The organism is Plantactinospora mayteni (assembly GCF_016862935.1).
In the GTDB taxonomy this organism is placed as follows: Bacteria; Actinomycetota; Actinomycetes; order Mycobacteriales; family Micromonosporaceae; genus Plantactinospora; species Plantactinospora mayteni.
On the sequence record NZ_BONX01000019.1, the window covers coordinates 57,427 to 77,941 of the forward strand.

17 protein-coding genes are annotated in these 20,515 nt (G+C 70.9%); 13 read left to right on the forward strand and 4 right to left on the reverse strand.

The window, feature by feature from the left end; translation table 11 throughout:
* The first annotated feature begins 95 nt into the window (after nt 1–95).
* Together Pma05_RS15560 and Pma05_RS15565 are read left to right on the forward strand one after the other, a co-directional pair.
* Entirely contained in the window at nt 96–1,004 is a 909-nt protein-coding gene (locus tag Pma05_RS15560; RefSeq protein ID WP_275414694.1) for a YihY/virulence factor BrkB family protein, read from the forward strand.
* A gap of 117 nt (nt 1,005–1,121) precedes the next feature.
* Nucleotides 1,122–1,562, forward strand: a complete 441-nt coding sequence (locus tag Pma05_RS15565; protein WP_203858127.1) for a hypothetical protein — start codon at nt 1,122–1,124, stop codon at nt 1,560–1,562.
* Nucleotides 1,563–1,682: 120 nt separating this feature from the next.
* On the opposite strand, the gene Pma05_RS15570 is transcribed toward Pma05_RS15565, so the two are convergent.
* Both Pma05_RS15570 and Pma05_RS15575 read right to left on the reverse strand, forming a co-directional pair.
* Nucleotides 1,683–3,332, reverse strand: a complete 1,650-nt coding sequence (locus Pma05_RS15570) for a glycoside hydrolase family 13 protein (RefSeq protein ID WP_203858128.1) — start codon at nt 3,330–3,332, stop codon at nt 1,683–1,685.
* A gap of 274 nt (nt 3,333–3,606) precedes the next feature.
* Nucleotides 3,607–4,680 carry a LacI family DNA-binding transcriptional regulator gene (locus Pma05_RS15575; RefSeq protein WP_203858129.1) on the reverse strand — a complete coding sequence of 358 codons (1,074 nt, stop codon included), beginning with the start codon at nt 4,678–4,680 and terminating at the stop codon, nt 3,607–3,609.
* A 228-nt stretch (nt 4,681–4,908) separates the two neighbouring features.
* Here Pma05_RS15575 and Pma05_RS15580 point away from each other — a divergent pair, with 228 nt between their 5' ends.
* The 4 genes from Pma05_RS15580 (at nt 4,909) to Pma05_RS15595 (ending at nt 10,053) form a co-directional block, all read left to right on the forward strand.
* Nucleotides 4,909–6,213 carry an extracellular solute-binding protein gene (locus tag Pma05_RS15580; RefSeq protein ID WP_203858130.1) on the forward strand — a complete coding sequence of 435 codons (1,305 nt, stop codon included), beginning with the start codon at nt 4,909–4,911 and terminating at the stop codon, nt 6,211–6,213.
* A gap of 106 nt (nt 6,214–6,319) precedes the next feature.
* A complete protein-coding gene (locus tag Pma05_RS15585; RefSeq protein WP_203858131.1) occupies nt 6,320–7,339 on the forward strand; it encodes a carbohydrate ABC transporter permease in 1,020 nt (339 codons plus the stop codon).
* A gap of 2 nt (nt 7,340–7,341) precedes the next feature.
* Nucleotides 7,342–8,187 (forward strand): sugar ABC transporter permease, encoded by an 846-nt coding sequence (locus Pma05_RS15590; RefSeq protein WP_203858132.1) that lies wholly within the window; start codon nt 7,342–7,344, stop codon nt 8,185–8,187.
* A 39-nt stretch (nt 8,188–8,226) separates the two neighbouring features.
* Nucleotides 8,227–10,053 carry a glycoside hydrolase family 13 protein gene (locus tag Pma05_RS15595; protein WP_203858133.1) on the forward strand — a complete coding sequence of 609 codons (1,827 nt, stop codon included), beginning with the start codon at nt 8,227–8,229 and terminating at the stop codon, nt 10,051–10,053.
* A 63-nt stretch (nt 10,054–10,116) separates the two neighbouring features.
* Here Pma05_RS15595 and Pma05_RS15600 read toward each other — a convergent pair whose 3' ends face one another.
* On the reverse strand, nt 10,117–10,869 hold the full coding sequence (locus tag Pma05_RS15600) for a DUF305 domain-containing protein (RefSeq protein ID WP_203858134.1): 753 nt from the start codon (nt 10,867–10,869) through the stop codon (nt 10,117–10,119).
* 270 nt (nt 10,870–11,139) lie between these two features.
* A complete protein-coding gene (locus tag Pma05_RS15605; RefSeq protein ID WP_203858135.1) occupies nt 11,140–11,745 on the reverse strand; it encodes a TetR/AcrR family transcriptional regulator in 606 nt (201 codons plus the stop codon).
* 241 nt (nt 11,746–11,986) lie between these two features.
* On the opposite strand from Pma05_RS15605, the gene Pma05_RS15610 reads away from it, so the two are divergent.
* The 7 genes from Pma05_RS15610 (at nt 11,987) to Pma05_RS15640 (ending at nt 20,426) form a co-directional block, all read left to right on the forward strand.
* Nucleotides 11,987–13,045, forward strand: a complete 1,059-nt coding sequence (locus Pma05_RS15610) for a hypothetical protein (RefSeq protein WP_203858136.1) — start codon at nt 11,987–11,989, stop codon at nt 13,043–13,045.
* 125 nt (nt 13,046–13,170) lie between these two features.
* Complete coding sequence (locus Pma05_RS15615) at nt 13,171–13,512, forward strand: hypothetical protein (protein ID WP_203858137.1); 342 nt, start codon at nt 13,171–13,173, stop codon at nt 13,510–13,512.
* A gap of 393 nt (nt 13,513–13,905) precedes the next feature.
* Complete coding sequence (locus Pma05_RS15620; protein WP_203858145.1) at nt 13,906–14,970, forward strand: BMP family lipoprotein; 1,065 nt, start codon at nt 13,906–13,908, stop codon at nt 14,968–14,970.
* 334 nt (nt 14,971–15,304) lie between these two features.
* Nucleotides 15,305–16,939: an ABC transporter ATP-binding protein gene (locus Pma05_RS15625; RefSeq protein ID WP_307836854.1), complete on the forward strand. Its 1,635-nt coding sequence runs from the start codon at nt 15,305–15,307 to the stop codon at nt 16,937–16,939.
* Entirely contained in the window at nt 16,936–18,354 is a 1,419-nt protein-coding gene (locus Pma05_RS15630; RefSeq protein WP_203858138.1) for an ABC transporter permease, read from the forward strand. The genes Pma05_RS15625 and Pma05_RS15630 overlap by 4 nt, the downstream gene beginning before the upstream one ends.
* A 59-nt stretch (nt 18,355–18,413) precedes the next feature.
* Nucleotides 18,414–19,691: an ABC transporter permease gene (locus Pma05_RS15635; RefSeq protein ID WP_203858139.1), complete on the forward strand. Its 1,278-nt coding sequence runs from the start codon at nt 18,414–18,416 to the stop codon at nt 19,689–19,691.
* A gap of 30 nt (nt 19,692–19,721) precedes the next feature.
* Entirely contained in the window at nt 19,722–20,426 is a 705-nt protein-coding gene (locus Pma05_RS15640) for a cytidine deaminase (protein ID WP_203858147.1), read from the forward strand.
* Nucleotides 20,427–20,515 lie beyond the last annotated feature (89 nt).

Genomic DNA, 20,515 nt, shown 5'->3' on the forward strand with positions numbered 1-20,515 from the left:
GTAGCACGGCCGGGGGAGCCGCCGACGGTACGGTCGATCCGGCGTGGCGGGTCGAGCGGGCCCCACGCCGGGCGGCGATGGGCAAGGATGACGGCGTGAACGCGTTCGAGCGGGTGGTGCTGCGCATCGACGCCCGGCTGACGGCGTACCGCCGACAGTCGCCGTGGTTCGACCACCTCGCCCGGGCCGTGGGCCGCTACACGGACGTGCTCGGCGCCCGGCTGGCGGCGGCGATCGCCTACTACGGCTTCTTCGCGGTCTTCGCCCTCGGCCTGGTGGCGTACGCGGTGCTGGGCGCGCTGCTCGGGGACAGCGCGGAGAGCGGCCAGGTGATCGTCGGGTTCCTCAAGCGGAACCTGCCGTTCGTCAACCCCGAGCAGATCCGGCAGAGCAGCAGCCGCCCCGGGATCATCGGCCTGATCCTGCTGGCGATCACCGGCATCGGCTGGGTCGAGTCGATCCGCTCCTCGCAGCGGTTGATCCACGGGCTGGACCAGCACCCGGGCTACGTCGTGCTGCGCCAACTCGTCGACCTGGCCGTACTGCTGGTGATCTTCGTGTTGCTCGGGCTCTCGGTCGGCGCCGTGGACGCGGTGGAGTCGCTGCTGAGCTGGCTGTTCGGCGCGCGGTCGATCGTGCTCACGATCTGTAGCTGGCTTCTGGCGTTCCTGATCAACATGGTGTTGGCCTCGGCGCTGCTGCTCGCCGTACCGCGACTGCGGATGAGTTTCCGGCGGTGGCTGCCGGCGGTGCTGCTGGTCGCGGTGGGCGTGACGCTGCTGAACTCGGTCGGCCGGTACTACGTGGTGCGCTGGGAGCGGAATCCGGCGTACACGGTGGTGGCCGGCGCGGTCGGCCTGCTGATCTATCTCTATCTGCTCAACCAGTTGCTGCTGTTCGGCGCGGCGCTCGCGGCAACCAGCCATCGGGGCAGGGTCCGGGACCTGACCGGGGCGCCGGAGGTGCCCGACCCGGCCCGCCCGCACCCACCGTCGACCCAGTGAGCGCCGCACCCGGCCGCGGGCGGCAGCCGGACATGGTCCGCCCCGGGGAACGAGACCAGAACTACGATTCGGGCAAAAGCCACTAACGGTACGTGGATCGCCGCGATGATGAGTCGCGTGGGCGCACTAGTGACGTTGGAACTGCCGGACGACTCGCCGATCCTCGCGCTGCCCTGGATCATCACCTTCGGCCCGCTCGACGACGACGAGGAGTGGGAGCCGGTGGTCTGCGGCCCGTACGAGCGGCCCCACGCGCTGGCCCTGGCCGAGTCGGTCGTCGCCGACGAGGAGCTGATGGCGGTGGTCGAGCCACTGCTGCCCCGGGTCTCCGCCGAGGAGATCCGGGCCGAGATCGCCGCCGCGCAGATCGCGGTCGAGGCCGAGGACGAGGCGGCGGACCTCGACGACACCAGCATCTACGGCGACTACGAGGACCTGGGCGAGGAAGAGGTGATCGGCGAGAGCCCTCGCCAGCCCGCCCACCCCCGACAACCCCCCGACCCCACCGAGGTACGCGCCGGCATCGCCCGCATCGCCGCGATGCTCGCTCGGAGGTGAGCGCGCCACGTCGTCAGGCGTGAGCGCTACTTCTCGGAAAGAGTCCCCTCCGCCTCCGGCCGGGGCCACTACTTCCCCGAATCAGCGCGATCTTCGGGGGCGTTCGCGGGGTGAGATCGGTTACCCCGTTGCCGGGCGGGTGAACCATGCTGCGCTGTCGGTCGGGAGGGTTGTCGGGGTGTCGGGCCCTGCGGGCTGGCTGTGCAGGAGAGGGGTGCCGTAGTTGCCGACGGCCACGGGCTCGGCGCCGAGGTTGACCACGCAGACCAGCTCCGTCGAGCCGGCTGCCGCCGGTCGGCCGAAGCCGAAGGCGAGTACTCCCGGCTCGCTCTCCAGCCAGGTGACCTGGCCCGGTTCGGTCGAGCCGGCCGGCGCGGTGTGTTCGCGCCGTAGCCGCAGCGCCGCCCGGTAGAGCTCCAGGGTCGAGTCCGGGTTGCCGGTCTGGGCGGCGACCGAGAGGGCTCGCCAGGTGGGCGGGGCCGGCAGCCAGGCCGGGCCACCACCGGCCGGACCGAAGCCGTACGGCGGGACGTCGCCGCTCCACGGCAGCGGTACCCGGCAGCCGTCCCGGCTCTCGCCGGTGCGCCGGAACGCGGGATCCTGGCGCAGCTCGTCCGGCAGGTCGAGTACCTCCGGTAGGCCGAGTTCCTCGCCCTGGTAGAGGTAGACGCTGCCGGGCAGCGCGAGCATCAGTAGGGCGGCGGCGCGGGCCCGACGCAGCCCGAGTGCGCCGTCGCCGTACCGGGTGACGTGCCGCTGCTTGTCGTGGTTGGACAGTACCCAGGTGGTCGGGGCGCCGACGATCGCCGACTCGGCCAGCGCGGTGTCGACGACCTTGCGGAACGAGTCGGCCGACCAGGTGGCGTCGAGGAAGTCGAAGTTGAACGCCTGGTGCAGCTCGTCCGGCCCGACGTAGCGGGCCAGCCGCTGCGGGGTCTCGGCCCACGCCTCGGCGACCGCCATCCGGCCGCCGGGATAGCTGTCCAGGATGGGCCGCCAGGCCCGGTAGATCTCGTGCACCTCGTCCTGGTCGAAGTAGGGCAGCCGGGCCCGGCCGAGCAGTTCGACCTGGCGCTGGCCGGCCGGCACGCTGTCGCCGACGTCCGGCAGCCCGTTCGCCTTGATCATCCCGTGTGCGACGTCGATCCGGAACCCGTCCACCCCACGGTCGAGCCAGAACCGCAGTACGTCCTCGAACTCGGCGCGTACCTCGGGGTGCCGCCAGTTCAGGTCGGGCTGGGCCGGGTCGAAGAGGTGCAGGTACCACTGGCCGTCCGGTACCCGGGTCCAGGCCGGGCCGCCGAAGATCGACTCCCAGTCGTTCGGCGGGAGTTCGCCGTCCGCGCCCCGGCCGTCCCGGAACAGGTAGCGGTCCCGTTCGGCCGAGCCGGGCGAGCTGGTCAGGGCGGCGCCGAACCACGGGTGCGCGTCCGAGGTGTGGTTCGGCACGATGTCGACGATGATCCGCAGCCCGAGCGCGTGCGCGTCGGTGATCATGGCGTCGAAGTCGGTCAGCGTGCCGAAGGTCGGATCGACGTCCCGGTAGTCGGCGACGTCGTAGCCGCCGTCCACCATCGGCGAGCGGTAGAACGGGGTCAGCCAGAGCGCGTCCACACCGAGGTCGCGCAGGTACGGCAGTCGACTCCGTACCCCGGCCAGGTCACCGATGCCGTCACCGTCGTCGTCGGCGAAGCTGCGGACGTACACCTGGTAGACCACCGCGGACTTCCACCAGTCCTCGGGCCGGCTCGGTGCGGAGGAGAAGCTCATGCCGGCACTCCGCTTCGCTGCGTGCCGTCACGAGGCACATCCGCACTGAACTGGCTGATTCGCTCGCTGTGCTCGCTCATGCCGGCACTCCGCTTCGCTGCGTGCCGTCATGAGGCACATCCGCACTGAACTGGCTGATTCGCTCGCTGTGCTCGCTCATGCGGGGGTGTCCGTTCGTCGGGCGGGTCAGAGCAGGATGCCGGGCAGCGTCTGCAAGAGTCAAGCAGTTCTTGCGCAAGATGACCTGGCGCTGCCCTGCCAGGGCGGGCCGGATTCAGACCGGCAGTGCCAGGTCGGCCGGTGGCCGGGGCTCGCCCACCGGCCTCTCCACTACCCCCGGTACGACCGCCGTCGAGCCGCGCACCACCAGCTCGGGCCGGAAGGTGTACTCCGAGTGCGGCGCGGCGTGCCCGTGGATCTCGTCGACCAGCGCGCGTACCGCCGCGACCGCCATCGCGGTGACCGGCTGCCGCATCGTGGTCAGCGGCGGATCGGTGAACGCCATCAGCGGCGAGTCGTCGTAGCCGACCACGGAGAGGTCGGCCGGTACCGACAGGCCGCGTTGCCGGGCCGCCCGGATCGCGCCCAGCGCCATCAGGTCGGAGCCGCAGACCAGCCCGGTCACGCCCCGGTCGAGCAGCCGGGCGGCGGCCACCTCGCCACCCTCCACACCGAACAGCGACAGCTCGGCCAGCTCGTCCAACTCGGCGTCGGAGAGCCCGACCAGGCGCTTCATCGCGGCCTTGAAGCCGGCCACCTTGCGCTGCACCGGCACGAACCGGCCGGGCCCGGTGATCAGGCCGATCCGGCGGTGCCCGAGCGCGACCAGGTGGGCCACGGCCAGCTCGCCGGCCTCCCGGTCGTCACAGGAGACGAAGGGCGCCGGCAACCCGGGCTGGTAGCCGTTGACCAGCACGATCGGCATCGGCCGGGCGATCAGCGTGCGGTAGCGCGCGGGATCGGCGGCGGTGTCGGCGTGCAGACCGGAGACGAAGACGATCCCGGAGACCTGCCGGTCCAGCAGCATCTCCACGTACTCGTCCTCGGTGACCCCGCCCGGGGTCTGGGTGCAGAGCACCGAGGTGTAGCCGGCCTGCGCCAGCCCCGACTCGACGACCTGGGCGAAGGCCGGGAAGATCGGATTCTCCAGCTCCGGCACCACCAGCCCGACCAGCCCGGCACTGCGTTTGCGCAGCCGGGCAGGCCGTTCGTAGCCGAGTACGTCGAGCGCGGTGAGTACGGCCTGCCGGGTCTCCGGCGCCACCCCGGGGCGGTCGTTGAGCACCCGCGACACCGTGGCCTCGCTCACCTCGGCCTGCTGGGCGATGTCGGCCAGTCGTGCACGCATGGCGGAACTGTAGCCCACGAGTCGTTTCTTGCGTAGCCCACGGCAAGTACTTGCAGAGCCGCCCGGCGTGCGGCTGGCCCGATGGTTAGCCAACTTCACGGGCCGAATCGACCCGTCCAGATGACGGTTGGGCGGCGGTTGTTGCAAGGAGGTTTGCAAGGGGTTTCGTAATCGGCAACTCCTTGCTACTGTCCCGCCGATACCCGGCCGGCAGACTAGGAGCGCTAGATGCGTCGCACAGCCAGAGGGATCGTCGTACTCGCCTGCACGACCCTTGCTCTGACGCTCGCCGCCTGTGGCGGCGAGGACGACAAGTCGGGGGAGTCGGGGAGCAAGACCGATCCCGCAGCCCTGAAGGCGGACCTGACCTGGTGGGACACCTCGGACCCGAAGAACGAGGGTCCGGCCTTCCAGGAACTCGTCGCGAAGTTCAACCAGACCTACCCGAACGTCAAAATCAACTATCAGTCGGTGCCGTTCGGCGAGGCACAGAACAAGTTCAAGACCGCGGCCCAGGCCAAGACCGGTGCCCCGGACATCCTGCGGGCCGAGGTGGCCTGGGTGCCGGAGTTCGCCTCCCTCGGCTACCTCTACGCCCTCGACGGCTCGGAGCTGACCAGCGACGAGTCCGACTTCCTCGCCACGCCGCTCTCGGCCGACAAGTACGACGGCAAGACGTACGGCGTGCCGCAGGTGACCGACTCGCTGGCCCTGCTCTACAACAAGGAACTGCTGACCAAGGCCGGTATCGGCACCGCACCGGCGACCTGGGCCGACCTGAAGACCGCCGCGCTGGCGGTCAAGCAGAAGACCGGTGTGGACGGCGTCTACGTCAACCCGGCCGGCTACTTCATGCTGCCCTTCATGTATGGCGAGGGCGGTGACCTGGTCGACTCCCAGGCCAAGAAGATCGTCGTCAACTCCGCGCAGAACGTCGCGGGGCTGAACGTCGCCAAGGACCTCATCGCCAGCGGTGCCGCGCCGAAGCCGGCCGCCAACGACGCGTACGGCACGATGATGACCCTCTTCAAGGAGAAGAAGGTCGCGATGATCGTCAACGGGCCGTGGGAGGTCAACAACATCAAGAACGCGCCGACCTTCGGCGGCCTGGAGAACCTCGGCATCGCACCGGTCCCGGCCGGCTCGGCCAAGGCCGGTGCGCCGGTCGGCGGGCACAACTACGTGGTCTGGTCCGGCATGCCGCAGGAGAAGGTCGAGGCGGCGATCGCGTTCGTCAAGTTCATGAGTTCGGCGGAGTCGCAGGGCTTCCTCGCCGACAAGCTCGGCCTGCTGCCGACCCGCAAGTCGGCGTACGACCTCGACACGGTGAAGAACAACCCGGTCATCTCGGCGTTCCGGCCGGTGGTCGAGTCGGCGGTGCCGCGGCCGTGGATCCCCGAGGGCGGCCAGTTCTTCGGCCCGCTCGACCAGTTGGCCACCCAGGTCCTGGTGCAGAACAAGGACCCGAAGGCGGCGCTGGACGAGGTCGCCGGCAAGTACAAGTCCGAGGTCGTACCGTCGTACGGCATGTGATCCGTTCATCGGCGCCGGCCCCGGCCGGCGTTCCCGTCCGGCACCTGGCGGGGCCGACCGGCGCTGGCCGGCGGCCCTGCCGGGCTCCCTTCCTGGAGCGCTGCTGATGACCACCGTGACCGCCGGCCCGGCGCCGGCGCCCGCGCCGCCCGGACGCCGGCCCGCCGGTCCGTCCCGGTTGCGCCGAAGCTGGGACCGGCACTGGTACGCCTGGGCGATGGTGCTGCCCGTGGTGCTGGTGCTGGCGGTACTGATCTTCTATCCGCTGGTCCGGGGCATCTGGCTCTCGCTGACCGACCTGACCGAGGCCAACCAGCTCGCCGAGGTCTGCACCAGGTCGATCACCGGTGGGGAGATCTGCAAGGAGAACCCGAACCGGTGGGAGTTCGTCGGGCTGGACAACTACGCCCGGGTGCTCACCGGCGGAGTGGGCGAGTTCTGGCAGTGGACCGGGGTCACGCTGATCTGGACCTCCGTCTGCGTGATCTTCCACTACGGGCTCGGGCTGGGGCTGGCCACCATGCTCAACCGGCCGATGCGGCTGCGCGGGCTCTACCGGGTACTGCTGGTGCTGCCGTGGGCGGTGCCGGCGTTCGTCAGCGCCTTCGCCTGGAAGTTCATCTTCAACGAGCGGTTCGGGCTGGCCAACTCGCTGCTCACCGCCGTCGGCATCGACCCGGTCGACTGGTTCGCCAACCGGTGGACCTCGCTCTCCACCGCGATCGTCACCAACATCTGGCTCGGGGTGCCGTTCATGATGGTGGCGCTGCTCGGCGGTATGCAGACCATCCCCGGCGAGCTGTACGAGGCGGCCGAGATCGACGGCGCCAGCCCGTGGCAGCGGTTCGTCAACATCACCCTGCCCGGCCTGCGCCCGGTCAGCATGACGGTGCTGCTGCTCGGCACCATCTGGACCTTCAACATGTTCCCGATCATCTTCCTGGTCACCGAGGGCCAGCCGGCCGGCCAGACCGACATCCTGGTGACCGGCGCCTACCGGGCCGCCTTCGAGGGGATCCGGAACTACTCGCTCGCCTCGACGTACGGGGTGTTGATCCTGTCGATCCTGCTCGTCTTCTCGATCTTCTACCGGCGGGCACTGCGCAAACAGGGCGAGGTGTGGTGACGATGAGCCGATCCGCGCGTACCGGCCGGAGCCCGCTGCGGTCGGTGGGGCTGCACGCCACGCTGATCGTCGCCTCGCTGATCGCGGTCGGCCCGATCCTGTGGGTGCTGCTCTCCTCCTTCAAACCCGGGTACGCGGTGCAGAGCAGCGAACTCACCCTGGTCAAGGACCCGACGCTGGCCAACTACGCGTACGTGTTGGGCGAGACCAGCTTCCTGCGCTGGTTCGGCAACTCGGTACTGGTCGCCGCGTTCACCATGCTGGTCGGGGTCTTCCTCTCCGCCACCACCGGCTACGCGGTCTCCCGGTTCAACTTCCCGGGCCGCCGGCCGCTGATGATGGTCTTCCTGGTGACCCAGATGTTCCCGGTCACCATCCTGATCGTGCCGATCTATATGATCATGGCTCGGCTGGGGCTGATCAACACGCCGACCTCGCTCATCATCGCCAACCTGACCATCGCGGTGCCGTTCTGCGCCTGGATGCTCAAGGGCTACTTTGACTCCATCCCCACCGCCCTGGACGAGGCGGCGGCGATCGACGGCTGCGGCCCGTACGGCATCTTCTGGCGGGTGGTGCTGCCGCTGGCCCGCCCGGCGCTGGCCGTCACCGGCTTCTACGCCTTCCTGACCGCCTGGGGCGAGGTGGCGTACGCCTCGGCGTTCATCCAGGAGGACCGGAACTTCACCCTGGCGTACGGGCTCCAGCAGTTCGTACCCCAGTTCAACCCGCAGTGGGAATACCTCACCTCGGCGGCGGTGCTGGTCACCATCCCGGCCGGCCTGGTCTTCCTCTACGCCCAGCGGCACCTGGTCTCCGGGCTGACCGGCGGCGGCACCAAGGGGTGACCGGGCCGACGGCGCCACTGGCACAACGAGAGGGACTTCGTGCGACCACACCATGACGGCTCGGCGCTGCACGTGCCGGAGCAGGCCCCGGCGCTCGGCGACACCGTCCCGGTCTTCCTCCGGGTCCCGGCGGCGTCCCCGGTCAGCCGGGTGTACCTGCGGAGCACCCCGGACGGCGAGCCGCACTTCACGGCGGCAACCGTCGACCGGCGGGCCGGCGGCGAGGTCTGGTGGCGGGCCGAGGTCGAGGTACGCAACCCGGTGACCAACTACCGGTTCCTGCTCACCGGGTCGGAGGGGCAGCGCTGGGTCAACGCGCTCGGCGACTTCGGCCACGACGTACCGGACAACACCGACTTCCGGCTGGTGGCGTACGACCCGCCGCCGGCCTGGGTCCGGGACGCGGTGGTCTACCAGATCTTTCCCGACCGGTTCGCCCGGTCGGCCGCCGCCGACGCCCGGGAGGTGCCGGACTGGGCGATCCCGTGCGACTGGGACCGGACCCCGGTGATCGGTCGAGGGCCGGAGACGCCGTACCAGTTCTATGGTGGTGACCTGGACGGCGTCGCCGAGCGGCTGGACCACCTCGACCGGCTCGGGGTGAACACCGTCTACCTGACCCCGATCTTCCCGGCCCGCTCCAACCACCGGTACGACGCGGCCACCTTCGACGGTGTCGACCCGCTGCTCGGCGGGGACGCCGCGCTGGCCCGGCTCGCCGCGGCGGTGCACGCCCGGGGCTGGCGGCTGCTCGGCGACATCACCAGCAACCACACCGGGGACAGCCACCGGTGGTTCGTCGACGCGATCTCCGACGTCGACGCCCCGGAACGCGAGCTGTACTACTTCGACGAGTCCGGCGACTACGAGTCCTGGCTCGGCGTGAAGTCGCTGCCGAAACTGAACTGGGGCAGCGCCGAGCTGCGCCGACGGTTCCTGGCCGGGCCGGACTCGGTACTGGCCCGCTGGCTGCGCCCGCCGTACGGGCTGGACGGCTGGCGGGTGGACGTGGCCAACATGACCGGGCGGCGCGGCCGGGACGCGTACACCCACGAGGTGGCGGCGGCAGTGCGCGCGGCGGTGACGGGGGTCCGGCCGGACGGGCTGGTGGTGGCCGAGCACGGGCACGACTTCACCGGTGACCTGGACGCGGACGGCTGGCAGGGCACGATGAACTACGCCGGGTTCTGCCGTCCGGTGTGGAACTGGCTGCGGGCCGACGGGCTCGACCTGCCGGACTTCCTCGGCGTACCGGACGGGGTGCCCCGGCGGGCCGGGCCGGAGGTACTGGCCACGATGCGGGCGTTCGGCTCGCTGGTCTCGTGGCGGGCGCTGAGTCACTCGTGGCTGCTGCTCGGCTCGCACGACTCGGCCCGGATCCGTACCGTCGTCGGCGACGCCGACCGGCAGGAGGTCGCGGTAGGACTGCTCTGCACCCTCCCCGGCACCCCGATGATCTTCGCAGGTGACGAGCTGGGGCTGACCGGGCGCAACGGCGAGGACTCGCGTACCCCGATGCCGTGGCGGCGGCCGGAGAGCTGGGACGAGGCCACCTTCGAGCGGTACCGGAAACTGGTCGCGCTCCGCCGGTCGCTGCCGGCGCTGCGGCACGGCGGCCTGCGCTGGGCGTACGCCGACGCGGACAGCCTGGTCTTCCTGCGCGAGTCGCCGACGGAGTCGGTGCTGGTGCTGGCCCGGCGCGCGACCGCCGAGCCGGCGCGGCTGGCCGGGCTGCCCTGGGACGGCACCGAGGCCGTCAACCTCTACGGCGGGGCGCCCACACTGCGACCGGATCCGGACGGCGCGCTGACGCTGCCCGGGGACGGCCCGACCTTCCAGGTGTGGCGGCTGCCCACGGCCGGCTGAGTCTCACCTCGGCCACCCGGCTCTCACCTCGGCCGCACTGGTCTCACTTCGGCTACCTGGGTCTCACTTCGACTGTGGGTCGAGTACCTCGCGCATCCGGTTGACCTCGACGGCCTGCTCGAAGGCGATGTTCCGGGCCAGCTCGCGGATCTGCTGGTCGAGGCCGTTCGCGAGTACCTCCTGGGCCATCGCGATGGCGCCCTGGTGGTGCGCGCTCAGCATCTCGACGAACATCCGGTCGAAGTCGGTGCCGGTCGTCGCGGTGAGCGTGGTGATCGCCTCCGGGCTCTGCATGCCGTGCATGCCGGGGTGGTCGTGCCCGGTCCCGCCGAGCAGCGAGTCGAGGCCCCGGTCCCGCAGCCAGCCCCGCAGCACCTCGACCTCGGGCTGCTGGGCGGCCCGGATCCGGTCGGCGACCGCGATCACGCCGGTGCTGCCGGCCCGGTCCGGGACCAGGGCGGCCATCTGGAGGGCCTGCTCGTGGTGCGGCACCATCATCGAGACGAAGCGGATGTCGGCCGCGTTGTGCCGTGCCCCGGGCGGCGGGGTGAGCTGGTCCGGCCGGAGCACCTGGGCCGGCTCGCCCGGCCGGCCGGGCTGGATCACCGGCGCCGTGCCGATGGCCGAGGTGGGCAGCGCCGACGGCGTGCTCGCCGGGGTCTCGCTGGCCGGGGCGGCGGCGGGGGCGGCCGGTCGATCGTCCCTACCGGTCGCGATCCCGGCGATGCCGAGGGCGAGCAGCACCGCCGCTGTTTCCACCAGCGCGAGAAACACGATCGCCGGTCGGCGGCTGCCGCCGGTCGCGCTCCTGGCCAACACCACAGCGTGACTCCCGTCCGCCCTGCCGGCCGGTCGCGGCGTAGCCGGGGCTCTGCACCGGGGCCGGGTCGTCAACCCCGGGTTGGCCGATGGTAGCCCGACCGCCCGGACCGTGGAAGATCGAGTACGTCCCGACCTCGGGCTGCCGCCCCGGGCACGTTCTGCTGGCCCTCCCTACTGAACCTTTTTCAACCTCCCCTTGCGGTCTGGTGGACCCCAAGGTCGGACGCGGTGCGTGCGCGCCGCGCGGTTCAGGTTGAAAAAGGTTCACTCTGCAACGCCGTGGCCGGCCAGCAGGGCGCGTATGCCGTCGAGATAGGTCTTCGGGTCGGGGCCGGCGGCGAGTACCCGTTGCAGGGCGAAGCCGGGGATCAGCCCGAACAGGACGGCACCCACCGCCTCGGCGTCGGCGTCGGCCGGCAACTCGCCGGCCTGCTGGGCCCGGCGGGCCAGTTCGACGAAGCGGGACCGGAAGCGGCCGTACAGCCGCGTGATGAACTCGGCCAGCGCGGGGTCGCGGAGCGACTCGGCCCAGACCTGGATGGCGAGCGGGAACACCCCGTCCGGGCCGGTCTGGGACTCGACGAACTGGAGTGCCCGGTCCAGCGCCTCGACCAGCGGCAGGGGCGGCTCGGCCGCGGCCAGGGTCGCGAAGAGCTCGTCCGCGCCGTCGAGTACCGACTCGGCGATCGAGGTGACCAACTCGTGCTTGCTGCCGAAGTAGCGGTAGACGGCGCCCACCGAGAGACCGGCCTCGGAGATCACGTCCTGCATCGAGGTGGCGTGGAAGCCGTTGCGCAGGAAGCAGCGCCGGGCGGCGTCGAGGATCTGCCGTCGCCGGGCCGCCAGGTGTTCGTCGGATACGCGTGGCACGGCACACAGTGTAAAACGAACGTTCGTTCCTTGACTGCGGAGTGGGCTGGGAGGACTCTGAATAAGAGAACGAGCATTCGTTTTAGAAGACGTCACCGCTCGTTCGCGAAGCCGTCATAGCTCGTGTGAAGGCCGTCGTAGCTCGTCCCTGAAGGCCGTAGCTCGTTCGTGAAGGCCGTGGTTCGTTCGTGAAGGCCGTCGTAGTTCGTTCGTGAAGGACGTCGTAGAAGGAGTCCCCGAGATGACTCGTCCATCGGCCCTCGCCGGGCCGCCCACCCCGGCGTACGCCCGTCGGCCGCTGCCGGTCGCCGTACTGCTGGCCGTGGCGGTGGTGCTGTTGCAGTCGCTGCTCGTACCGCTCTTCGCCGGGCCGGCGGCCAACCTGGAGCCGCGCGACCTGCCGGTGGTCGTCGCCGGCCCGGCACCGGCCACCGACCAACTGGTCGAGCAGCTCGACACCGCCGCGCCGGGTGCCTTCGACGTGATCCGGCTGCCGGACGGTACGGCCGCCGACCGGGCACTGCGCGACCGCGAGGCGTACGCCGCCTTCGTGCTCGGCCCGGACGGCGCGACCCTGCACACCGCGAGCGCGGCGAGCCCGACCGTGGCGGCCCTGCTCACCCAGGCGGCCGGGCAGTTCTCCGCCGGCCAGCCCGTCCGGGTGGTCGACGTGGTGCCGGCCGACCCGGACGATCCCCGGGGTGCCGGTTTCGCGGCCGGTTTTCTGCCGCTCGCGCTGACCGGCATGGTGCTCGGGGCGCTGCTGGTACTGCTGCTCACCGGCCGGCTCGCCCGGCTGGCCGGGCTGGTCAGCTTCGGGCTGCTGGTCGGCGTCGCCGGTCCGCTGGTACTCCAGGGCTGGCTCGGCCTGCTGCCCGGCGACGCCCTGGCCGTCGGTGCTGTTCTCGGGCTCGTCGGGCTGGCGGTCGCGGCCACCGTCTCCGGGCTCGGCACGCTGCTGGGCCGCCCCGGGCTCGGGCTCGGCGCGATGCTCGTCTTCCTGGTCGGCAACCCGCTCTCGGCGGTCGGCGCGGCGCCGGAACTGCTGCCCCAGCCCTGGGGCGAGGTCGGCCAGTGGCTGCCCGTCGGCGCCGGCGGCACCCTGCTCCGCTCGACCGCGTTCTTCGACGGCGCCGGAGCCACCACCCCACTACTGATCCTCGCCGGCTACGCCGCCGTCGGCCTCCTCCTGGTCGCCTTCGCCCCCACCCGCACCCGCCCCCCACTCCCCGCCCCTGCGCCCGCACCCGCGTCCGCGCCCGCCGTGCGCGTGGATGATCGCGCTACTCCGGTGAAGTAGTGGCTTCAGCCCGTCCAGGAAGGCACTCCTTCCCTGGAAGAGCGTGACCTTCCCGGGTCGTCCCCGGTCCGCCGCGAGCGGACCGGGGACGACGTGCGGGTACGCGATGAGGGAGGATGGCCGCCGTGGAACCTCTCCGGCTGATACTCCTCTACGCCCACCTGCTCGGTTTCGCCCTGCTGCTGGGTGGCGCCGCCGCCCAGTACGCCACCGGACGGATCCGGATCAACCCGCTGATGCTCTGGGGCGCCACCATCCAGGTGCTGACCGGGATCGGGCTCTCCGCACCGCTGCGGGACGGCGACGAGCCGGCCCCGGCGAAGCTCGCCACCAAGCTGGTGATCGGCTTGATGATCTTCGTGATGGTGTTCTTCTCCCGTAAGCGGGAGGAGGTCAACCGCGGTCACTTCCTGGCGATCATCGGACTGACCCTGGTCAACGCCGCCATCGCGGTCTTCTGGCGCTGACCCGGCTGCGCCCGGGCTCCTGACTCGGCGGGCGGGTTGTGTTAACCCGGGCGCCCGTGCTGTTAACCCCGCACCCGGCTTGTTAACCGGACGGCCGGGGTCGCTCCGGCGGCGCCGGCTCGTGCGCCCCGGACGGATCAGGCGAAACGGGACGTCCCATAGGTCGGGGTCACGCATCGGGCGGGCCCGGAGTGATGTCGCGCACCCCGAAGTTACGTAAGGGTAACGAGCGTTCAACAGTCAGGCACGATTGTCGGCCGGTGGACAGGCGCGGGCGTACGCTCCCGTCCGTAATGTGGGACAGCCGGCCGCAACGCGCAGGCCGGCTTAGGGCTGCCACCGCGGTGGGCGGTGTGCAATGGGAAGGAGACCGTCTTGCGCTCTGTGCGTGGGATGCGGGTCGTCTCGGTATTCGCGGTGGGCGGGCTCGCGCTGGGCGCCGCCGCGTGTGGTGAGGCACCGAGCGATAGCAACGCGGGCGGCGCCGCGGCCGACAAGTACACCGCGTGCATGGTGACGGACGTCGGAGGGATCGACGACAAGTCGTTCAACACCTCCGCCTGGGCGGGCCTGGAGGCGGCCAAGGCCGCCGACAGCAACATCGATATCAAGTACGTGGCGTCGAAGGCCCAGGCCGACTACGAGCCGAACCTGACCCAGTACGTCAACCAGGACTGCGACTTCGTCCTCGCCGTCGGTGGCCTGATGGGCGAGGCCACCTCGAAGATCGCCAAGGCGAACCCGGACCAGCAGTTCGGCATCGTCGACGCGAAGCTGCCGGAGAGCAACGTCTTCCCGATGCAGTTCGACACCGCGCAGGCCGGCTACCTCGCCGGTTACCTGGCGGCCGGGATGACCAAGACCGGCAAGGTCGGCACCTACGGCGGCATGAAGATCGGGCCGGTGACCATCTTCATGGACGGCTTCGCCGACGGGGTGGCCCAGTACAACAAGGTCAAGGGCAAGAACGTCCAGGTGCTGGGCTGGAACAAGGCCACCCAGAACGGGTCGTTCACCAACGACTTCGTCAAGCAGGACGAGGGCAGGAAGGTCTCCGACGCCCTGGTCGCCCAGGGCGCGGACGTCATCATGCCGGTGGCCGGCGGCGCCGGTCTGGGCACCACGGCGGCGGCGCAGACCTCCGGCGGCAAGTACTCGGTGATCTGGGTCGACGTCGACGGCTGCCAGAGCACCCCGAACTGCCCAGCGCTGATGACCACCGTGGTCAAGAACATCACCGACGCCGTCAAGGACGCCGTGGTGACGGCGGCCAAGGGCGAGAAGTTGGCGCACGACCCCGGCTTCCTCGGCACCCTGGCCAACAACGGCGTCTCGCTGGCGCCGTACCACGAGTTCGACAGCAAGGTGCCGGCGGAGCTGAAGGCCGAGATCGACAAGCTCAAGGCCGACATCAGCTCCGGCGCGATCAAGGTCACCTCGGCCAGCCAGCCGAAGTGACCACCGGGTCGACCGTCCGAGGAGTTCGGGCGGTCGACCGGTACGGCGCTGACGCCGACGATCCGGTCGCTCCGATCATCGTGGAGACATTTCTCCGCGACGGTCGGGGCGGCCGGTTTTCACGCCGGCCACCACGGTTTGCACGGCAAGCACGACGGGCCGGCGGATCAGCCCGGGCGGGCCGAACAGCCCGCCGCGATCGACGATGGGACCCTGTCGACCCGGTCCGAGCAGCAGCTAGGCTGCACCATCGCCCGCACTCCAGGAGGTTGCGCTGAGACTCGAACTGCGCGGCATCACCAAGCGGTTCGGTGAGCTGGTCGCCAACGACCACATCGACCTGACGGTGGAGCCCGGAGAGATCCACGCGCTGCTCGGTGAGAACGGCGCGGGCAAGTCCACCCTGATGAACGTGCTGTACGGCCTGCTCCAGCCCGACGAGGGCGAGGTGTTGGTCGACGGCAGGCCGTTGAAGGCCAAGGGACCCGGCGACGCCATCGCGGCCGGCATCGGCATGGTGCACCAGCACTTCATGCTGGTCCCGGTCTTCACCGTGGCCGAGAACGTGATGCTCGGCGCCGAGCAGGTCCGGGGCGGCATTCTCGGCGTCCTCGACCGGCGGCGGGCCCGCCGCCAGGTGACCGAGGTCTCCACCCGCTACAACCTGCGGGTCGACCCGGACGCGGTGGTCGAGGACCTGCCGGTCGGCGTACAGCAGCGGGTCGAGATCCTCAAAGCGCTGACCCGCGACGTCGACCTGCTCATCCTGGACGAGCCGACCGCCGTGCTGACCCCGCAGGAGACCGAGGAACTGCTCGGGATCATGGGGTCGCTCAAGGAGTCCGGCAAGTCGATCGTCTTCATCACGCACAAGCTCAAAGAGGTCAAGGCGATCGCCGACCGGATCACCGTGATCCGCCGGGGCCGGACCGTCGGCACCGCCAGCCCGAGCGCGAGCGAGGACGAACTGGCCGCGCTGATGGTCGGGCGTACGGTCAACCTGACCGTGCAGAAGGCCGCCGCCGCGCCGGGTGACCCGGTGCTGGAGGTCGAGGGACTGGTCATCGACGACGAGCGGTCGGTCCGGGCCGTCGACGGCGTCGACCTGACCGTACGGGCCGGTGAGGTGCTCGGGATCGCCGGTGTGCAGGGCAACGGCCAGACCGAGCTGATCGAGGCGCTGATGGGGCTGCGCCCGGTGCTGCACGGCACGGTCAGCCTGGCCGGGCAGCGCATCGACGGCTGGCCGACCAAGCGGGTACTGCGGGCCGGCGTCGGGTACGTCCCCGAGGACCGCAGCGTCGACGGGCTGGTCAAGGAGTTCAGCGTCGCCGAGAACCTGGTACTGGACGTCTACGACCGGCCGCCGTTCGGCTCCGGCCTGGTGCTCCGGCCGGACGCGATCTCCGCCTCGGCCCGGGAGCGGATCCCCGAGTTCGACGTACGGACCCCGTCGGCGGAGGCGGCCGTCGGCACGCTCTCCGGCGGCAACCAGCAGAAGGTGATCATCGCTCGGGAGATGTCCCGGCCGCTCAAGCTCTTCGTGGCCGCCCAGCCGACCCGGGGGGTGGACGTCGGCTCGATCGAGTTCATCCACCGCCGGATCATCCACGAGCGGGACATCGGCACCGCCGTACTACTGGTCTCCAGCGAGTTGGACGAGGTGATCGGGCTCGCCGACCGGATCGCGGTGATGTACCGGGGCCGGATCCTCGGCATCGTCGGTCCGGAAACCCCGCGCGAGGAGATCGGCCTGCTGATGGCCGGCATCACCGACGCCACGAAGACCGACGGCACGCAGACCGGGACTGCGGAGACCGGCGCCGCGCAGGCCGGCACCGCAGAGACCGGCGCCGCCGATGGCACCGCAGAGACCGGGACCGCCGAGGGCGGTGCCGGGTCGGCCGCAACGCCCGACGGGCCGGTGACCCCGGCTCCCGACGTCGCTGGTAGCGAGGAAACCCGATGACCGACGTGAACGAGTCCGGGTCGCCGTCGCCGGAGAAGTCTCCGGTCGGGCAGCGGTCCGGGGCCGAGGCGGTGGCCACGGTCGGCGAGGCCGAGCGGTCCGCCGCCGGCAGCGCGAGCGGGCCGGCCGAGTCCGGCGGTACGCCCCCGGGCGGACCCGGCGCCGGACTGACCGATCGGGACGGCGGCGGGCAGCAACTGCTCCGGATGTTCGTGCAGAACCTCTGGTCGGCCAACACCGTCACGGTCACCGTGCTGGCGATCGTGCTGGCCACGCTGATCGGCGCCGTACTGATCATCGTCTCCGACCCGGACGTGCTGGCCACCTGGGGCTACTTCACCGCCCAGCCCTCCGACGCACTCAACGCGAGCTGGGCGGTGGTCAGCGAGGCGTACGCGAACCTGTTCAAGGGCGCGGTCGTCGACCCGGCGGCGGTGCAGGCGTGGGCGGACGGCACCGGCGAATGGCAGCCGGTCTTCGCGCCGATCTCGGAGACGCTGACCTACACCGCCCCGCTGGTCTTCACCGGGCTGGCGGTCTCGCTCGCCTTCCGGGGCGGCCTGTTCAACATCGGTGCCCAGGGGCAGGCCACCATCGGGGTGATCCTGGCCGCGCTGGCCGGTTTCCTGCTCCCGCTGCCGCCGGTGGTTCACCTGATCGTGGCGGTACTCGCCGGAGCGCTGGGCGGGGCGATCTGGGGCTTCGTCCCCGGCTTCCTGAAGGCGCGTACCGGTGCGCACGAGGTGATCACCACGATCATGCTCAACTACGTCTCCTTCTCGTTCCTGGCCTGGATCATCGTGCAGAACGGGGTGCACGAGCCGGGTCGGCCGGAGGCGATCAGCCGGCCGGTGGACGGCTCCGCCCAGCTTCCCCAACTGCTCGGCAGCGACCTGCGCCTGCGGGTACACCTCGGCATCGTGCTGGCGGTCGCCGCCACCTGGGCGGTGCACTGGCTGCTCAACCGCTCCACCTTCGGCTTCGAGTTGCGGGCGGTCGGCGCCAATCCGGACGCCGCCCGGACCGCGGGGATCAGCGTCGGCCGGACGTACGTGCTGGTGATGGTGATCGCCGGGGCGCTCTCCGGGCTGGGCGGCGCCAACATGGTGCTCGGCACCACCGCCACCGCGCTCACCCCGCTGGTGGTCGCCCAGATCGGCTTCGACGGCATCCTGGTGGCGCTGCTCGGCCGGGTGAAGCCGTGGGGGGTCGCGCTCGCCGCACTGCTCTTCGGGGCGCTCCAGGCCGGCGGCAACCGGATGCAGTCGTACGCCAGCATCTCGTTGGAGCTGGTCACCGTGTTGCAGGCGTTGATCGTCATCTTCATCGCCGCGCCGGCTCTGGTGAAGGCGATCTTCGGGCTCCGGGCCGCCCGGGCCGCGAGGTTGTCCACGAGCATGGCGAAGGGCTGGTAGCAGGTGAGCGCGAGGAGTGAGCTTGCGAGCCCCGCAGTCGCGAACGGAAGGCGGCACTGATGTCGACCATGACTGTGGAGGAGCTGGCCGTCACCGTACGGCCGGGTTTCTGGACCCGGGACCGCAGGGTCGGCGCGGGTGCGGTGTTGCTCGGGCTGGTCGCGGCGGTGCTCTTCGGTTCGCTGGCCACCGGCGAGGACGCGCGGTTCACGCTCAGCGAGGATGCCGGCGGGGCGGCGCTGACCATCGACGGTACCGTCGGGGCGATCCTGTTCGGGATGGTCGCGGCGGCGGCCGGGGCGGCGCTGCTGGCCGGGCTGCCGAAGCGCTGGTTCGTGCCGCTGCTCGGCGTGGCGGTGGTCGGGGTGGTGCTCTCCTTCCTCTGCTGGCAGGTGTCGGCGGCGCCGACCGGGCAGAACTTCATGCCGCTGGTCAACATCGTCCGGGGTACCTTCATCCTGGCCCTGCCGCTGATCTTCGGTGCCCTGGCCGGGGTGCTCTGCGAGCGGTCCGGCGTGGTGAACGTGGCGATCGAGGGCCAACTGCTGATGGGGGCGTTCGCAGGTGCCCTGGTCGGCACCATCGCGGCGAACGTCTGGGTCGGGTTGATCGCCGCCGCCCTCGGTGGTGCGCTGATCTCGCTGCTGCTGGCGATCTTCACCATCCGCTACCTGGTCGACCAGGTGGTGATGGGGATCGTGCTGAACCTCTTCGCGGTGGGGTTGACCGGGTTCCTCTACGAGCGGTTGATGCAGCCGGAGGCGGCGAAGTACAACCAGCCGCCGAGGTTCGAGGCGTGGCCGATCCCGGTACTGTCGGACATCCCGGTGCTCGGGCCGGCGCTGTTCCGCGGCAACATCTTCCTCTACCTGGCACTGATCCTGGTGGTGGTGATCCACGTCGCGCTGTTCCGTACCCGGTGGGGGCTGCGGACCCGCTCGGTGGGTGAGCACCCGACCGCCGCCGACACCCTCGGGGTGAAAGTGCTGGCGCTGCGCTACCGGAACGTGCTGCTGGCCGGGATGGTCGCCGGGGTGGGTGGTGCGTCGTACACGCTGGCGCTCTACACCTTCAGCAAGAACATGATCGGCGGTAAGGGCTTCATCGCGCTGGCGGCGCTGATCTTCGGGCGGTGGAGCCCGACGGGTGCCCTGCTGGCGGCGCTCTTCTTCGGCTTCGCGGACCAGCTCGGTACGTATCTGGGCGCGATCGACAGCAGCATCCCGAGCGAGTTCCTGGCGATGCTGCCATATCTGGCCACCCTGCTGGCCGTGGCCGGCCTGGTCGGCAAGGTGCGTGCCCCGGCCGCCGACGGTAAGCCCTACATCAAGGGCTGACCAGCGGCGGGGCAGGATGGGGGCGTGACGATGGAGATTGACTGGGCGAAGCTGCGGGCCGCCGCGACCGACGTGATGCGGCACGCGTACGCGCCGTACTCGAACTTCCCGGTCGGGGCAGCGGCGCTGGTCGATGACGGCCGGGTGGTGGTCGGCTGCAACGTCGAGAACGCCGGGTACGGGGTGACGCTCTGCGCCGAGTGCGGAGTCGTCTCGGCGCTGCACGCCTCCGGTGGGGGCAAACTGGTCGCGCTGTCGTGTGTCGGGGCGACCGGTGAGCCGTTGATGCCGTGTGGGCGGTGCCGGCAGTTGCTCTGGGAGAACGGTGGGCCGGACTGCCTGATCGAGGCGGAGCCGGTGCCGTTGCGGATGGCCGAGCTGCTGCCGCACGCGTTCGGGGTGGAAGATCTGGAGGCGATCGCGGCGTCGGTGAAGGTGCCCCCGGTGCCGGAGGAGCTGGCCGCCTGGCGTGGGCGGGGGACCGTCTTCGTACACCCGGACGTCTCGGGCGGCCGGCAGGTCTGGACCGGCTACTGGGAGCGGGCCGCCGGGGACGCCGAGGGGGCGCAGACCGGGGTACTCGAGGAGGCGCCGAGCTGGGACGACCCGGGCGAGGCGGTGAGCTGGGGGCAGGCGCGTACGCCCCGGGTGGTGGTGGTCGACGCGGACGGGGCGATGTTCTGGGCCGGCGAGGGGGAGCCGCCGGCCGAGATACCTGCTCGGTGGGGTGACTGAGCTTTTCCCGCTTGGCGTCGCGTGAACCTGCCTGCGGGGTGGGTGGGTGGCTGGGGTTGGGGCCGGGTGGTGGCGTGATCCGCGATGGC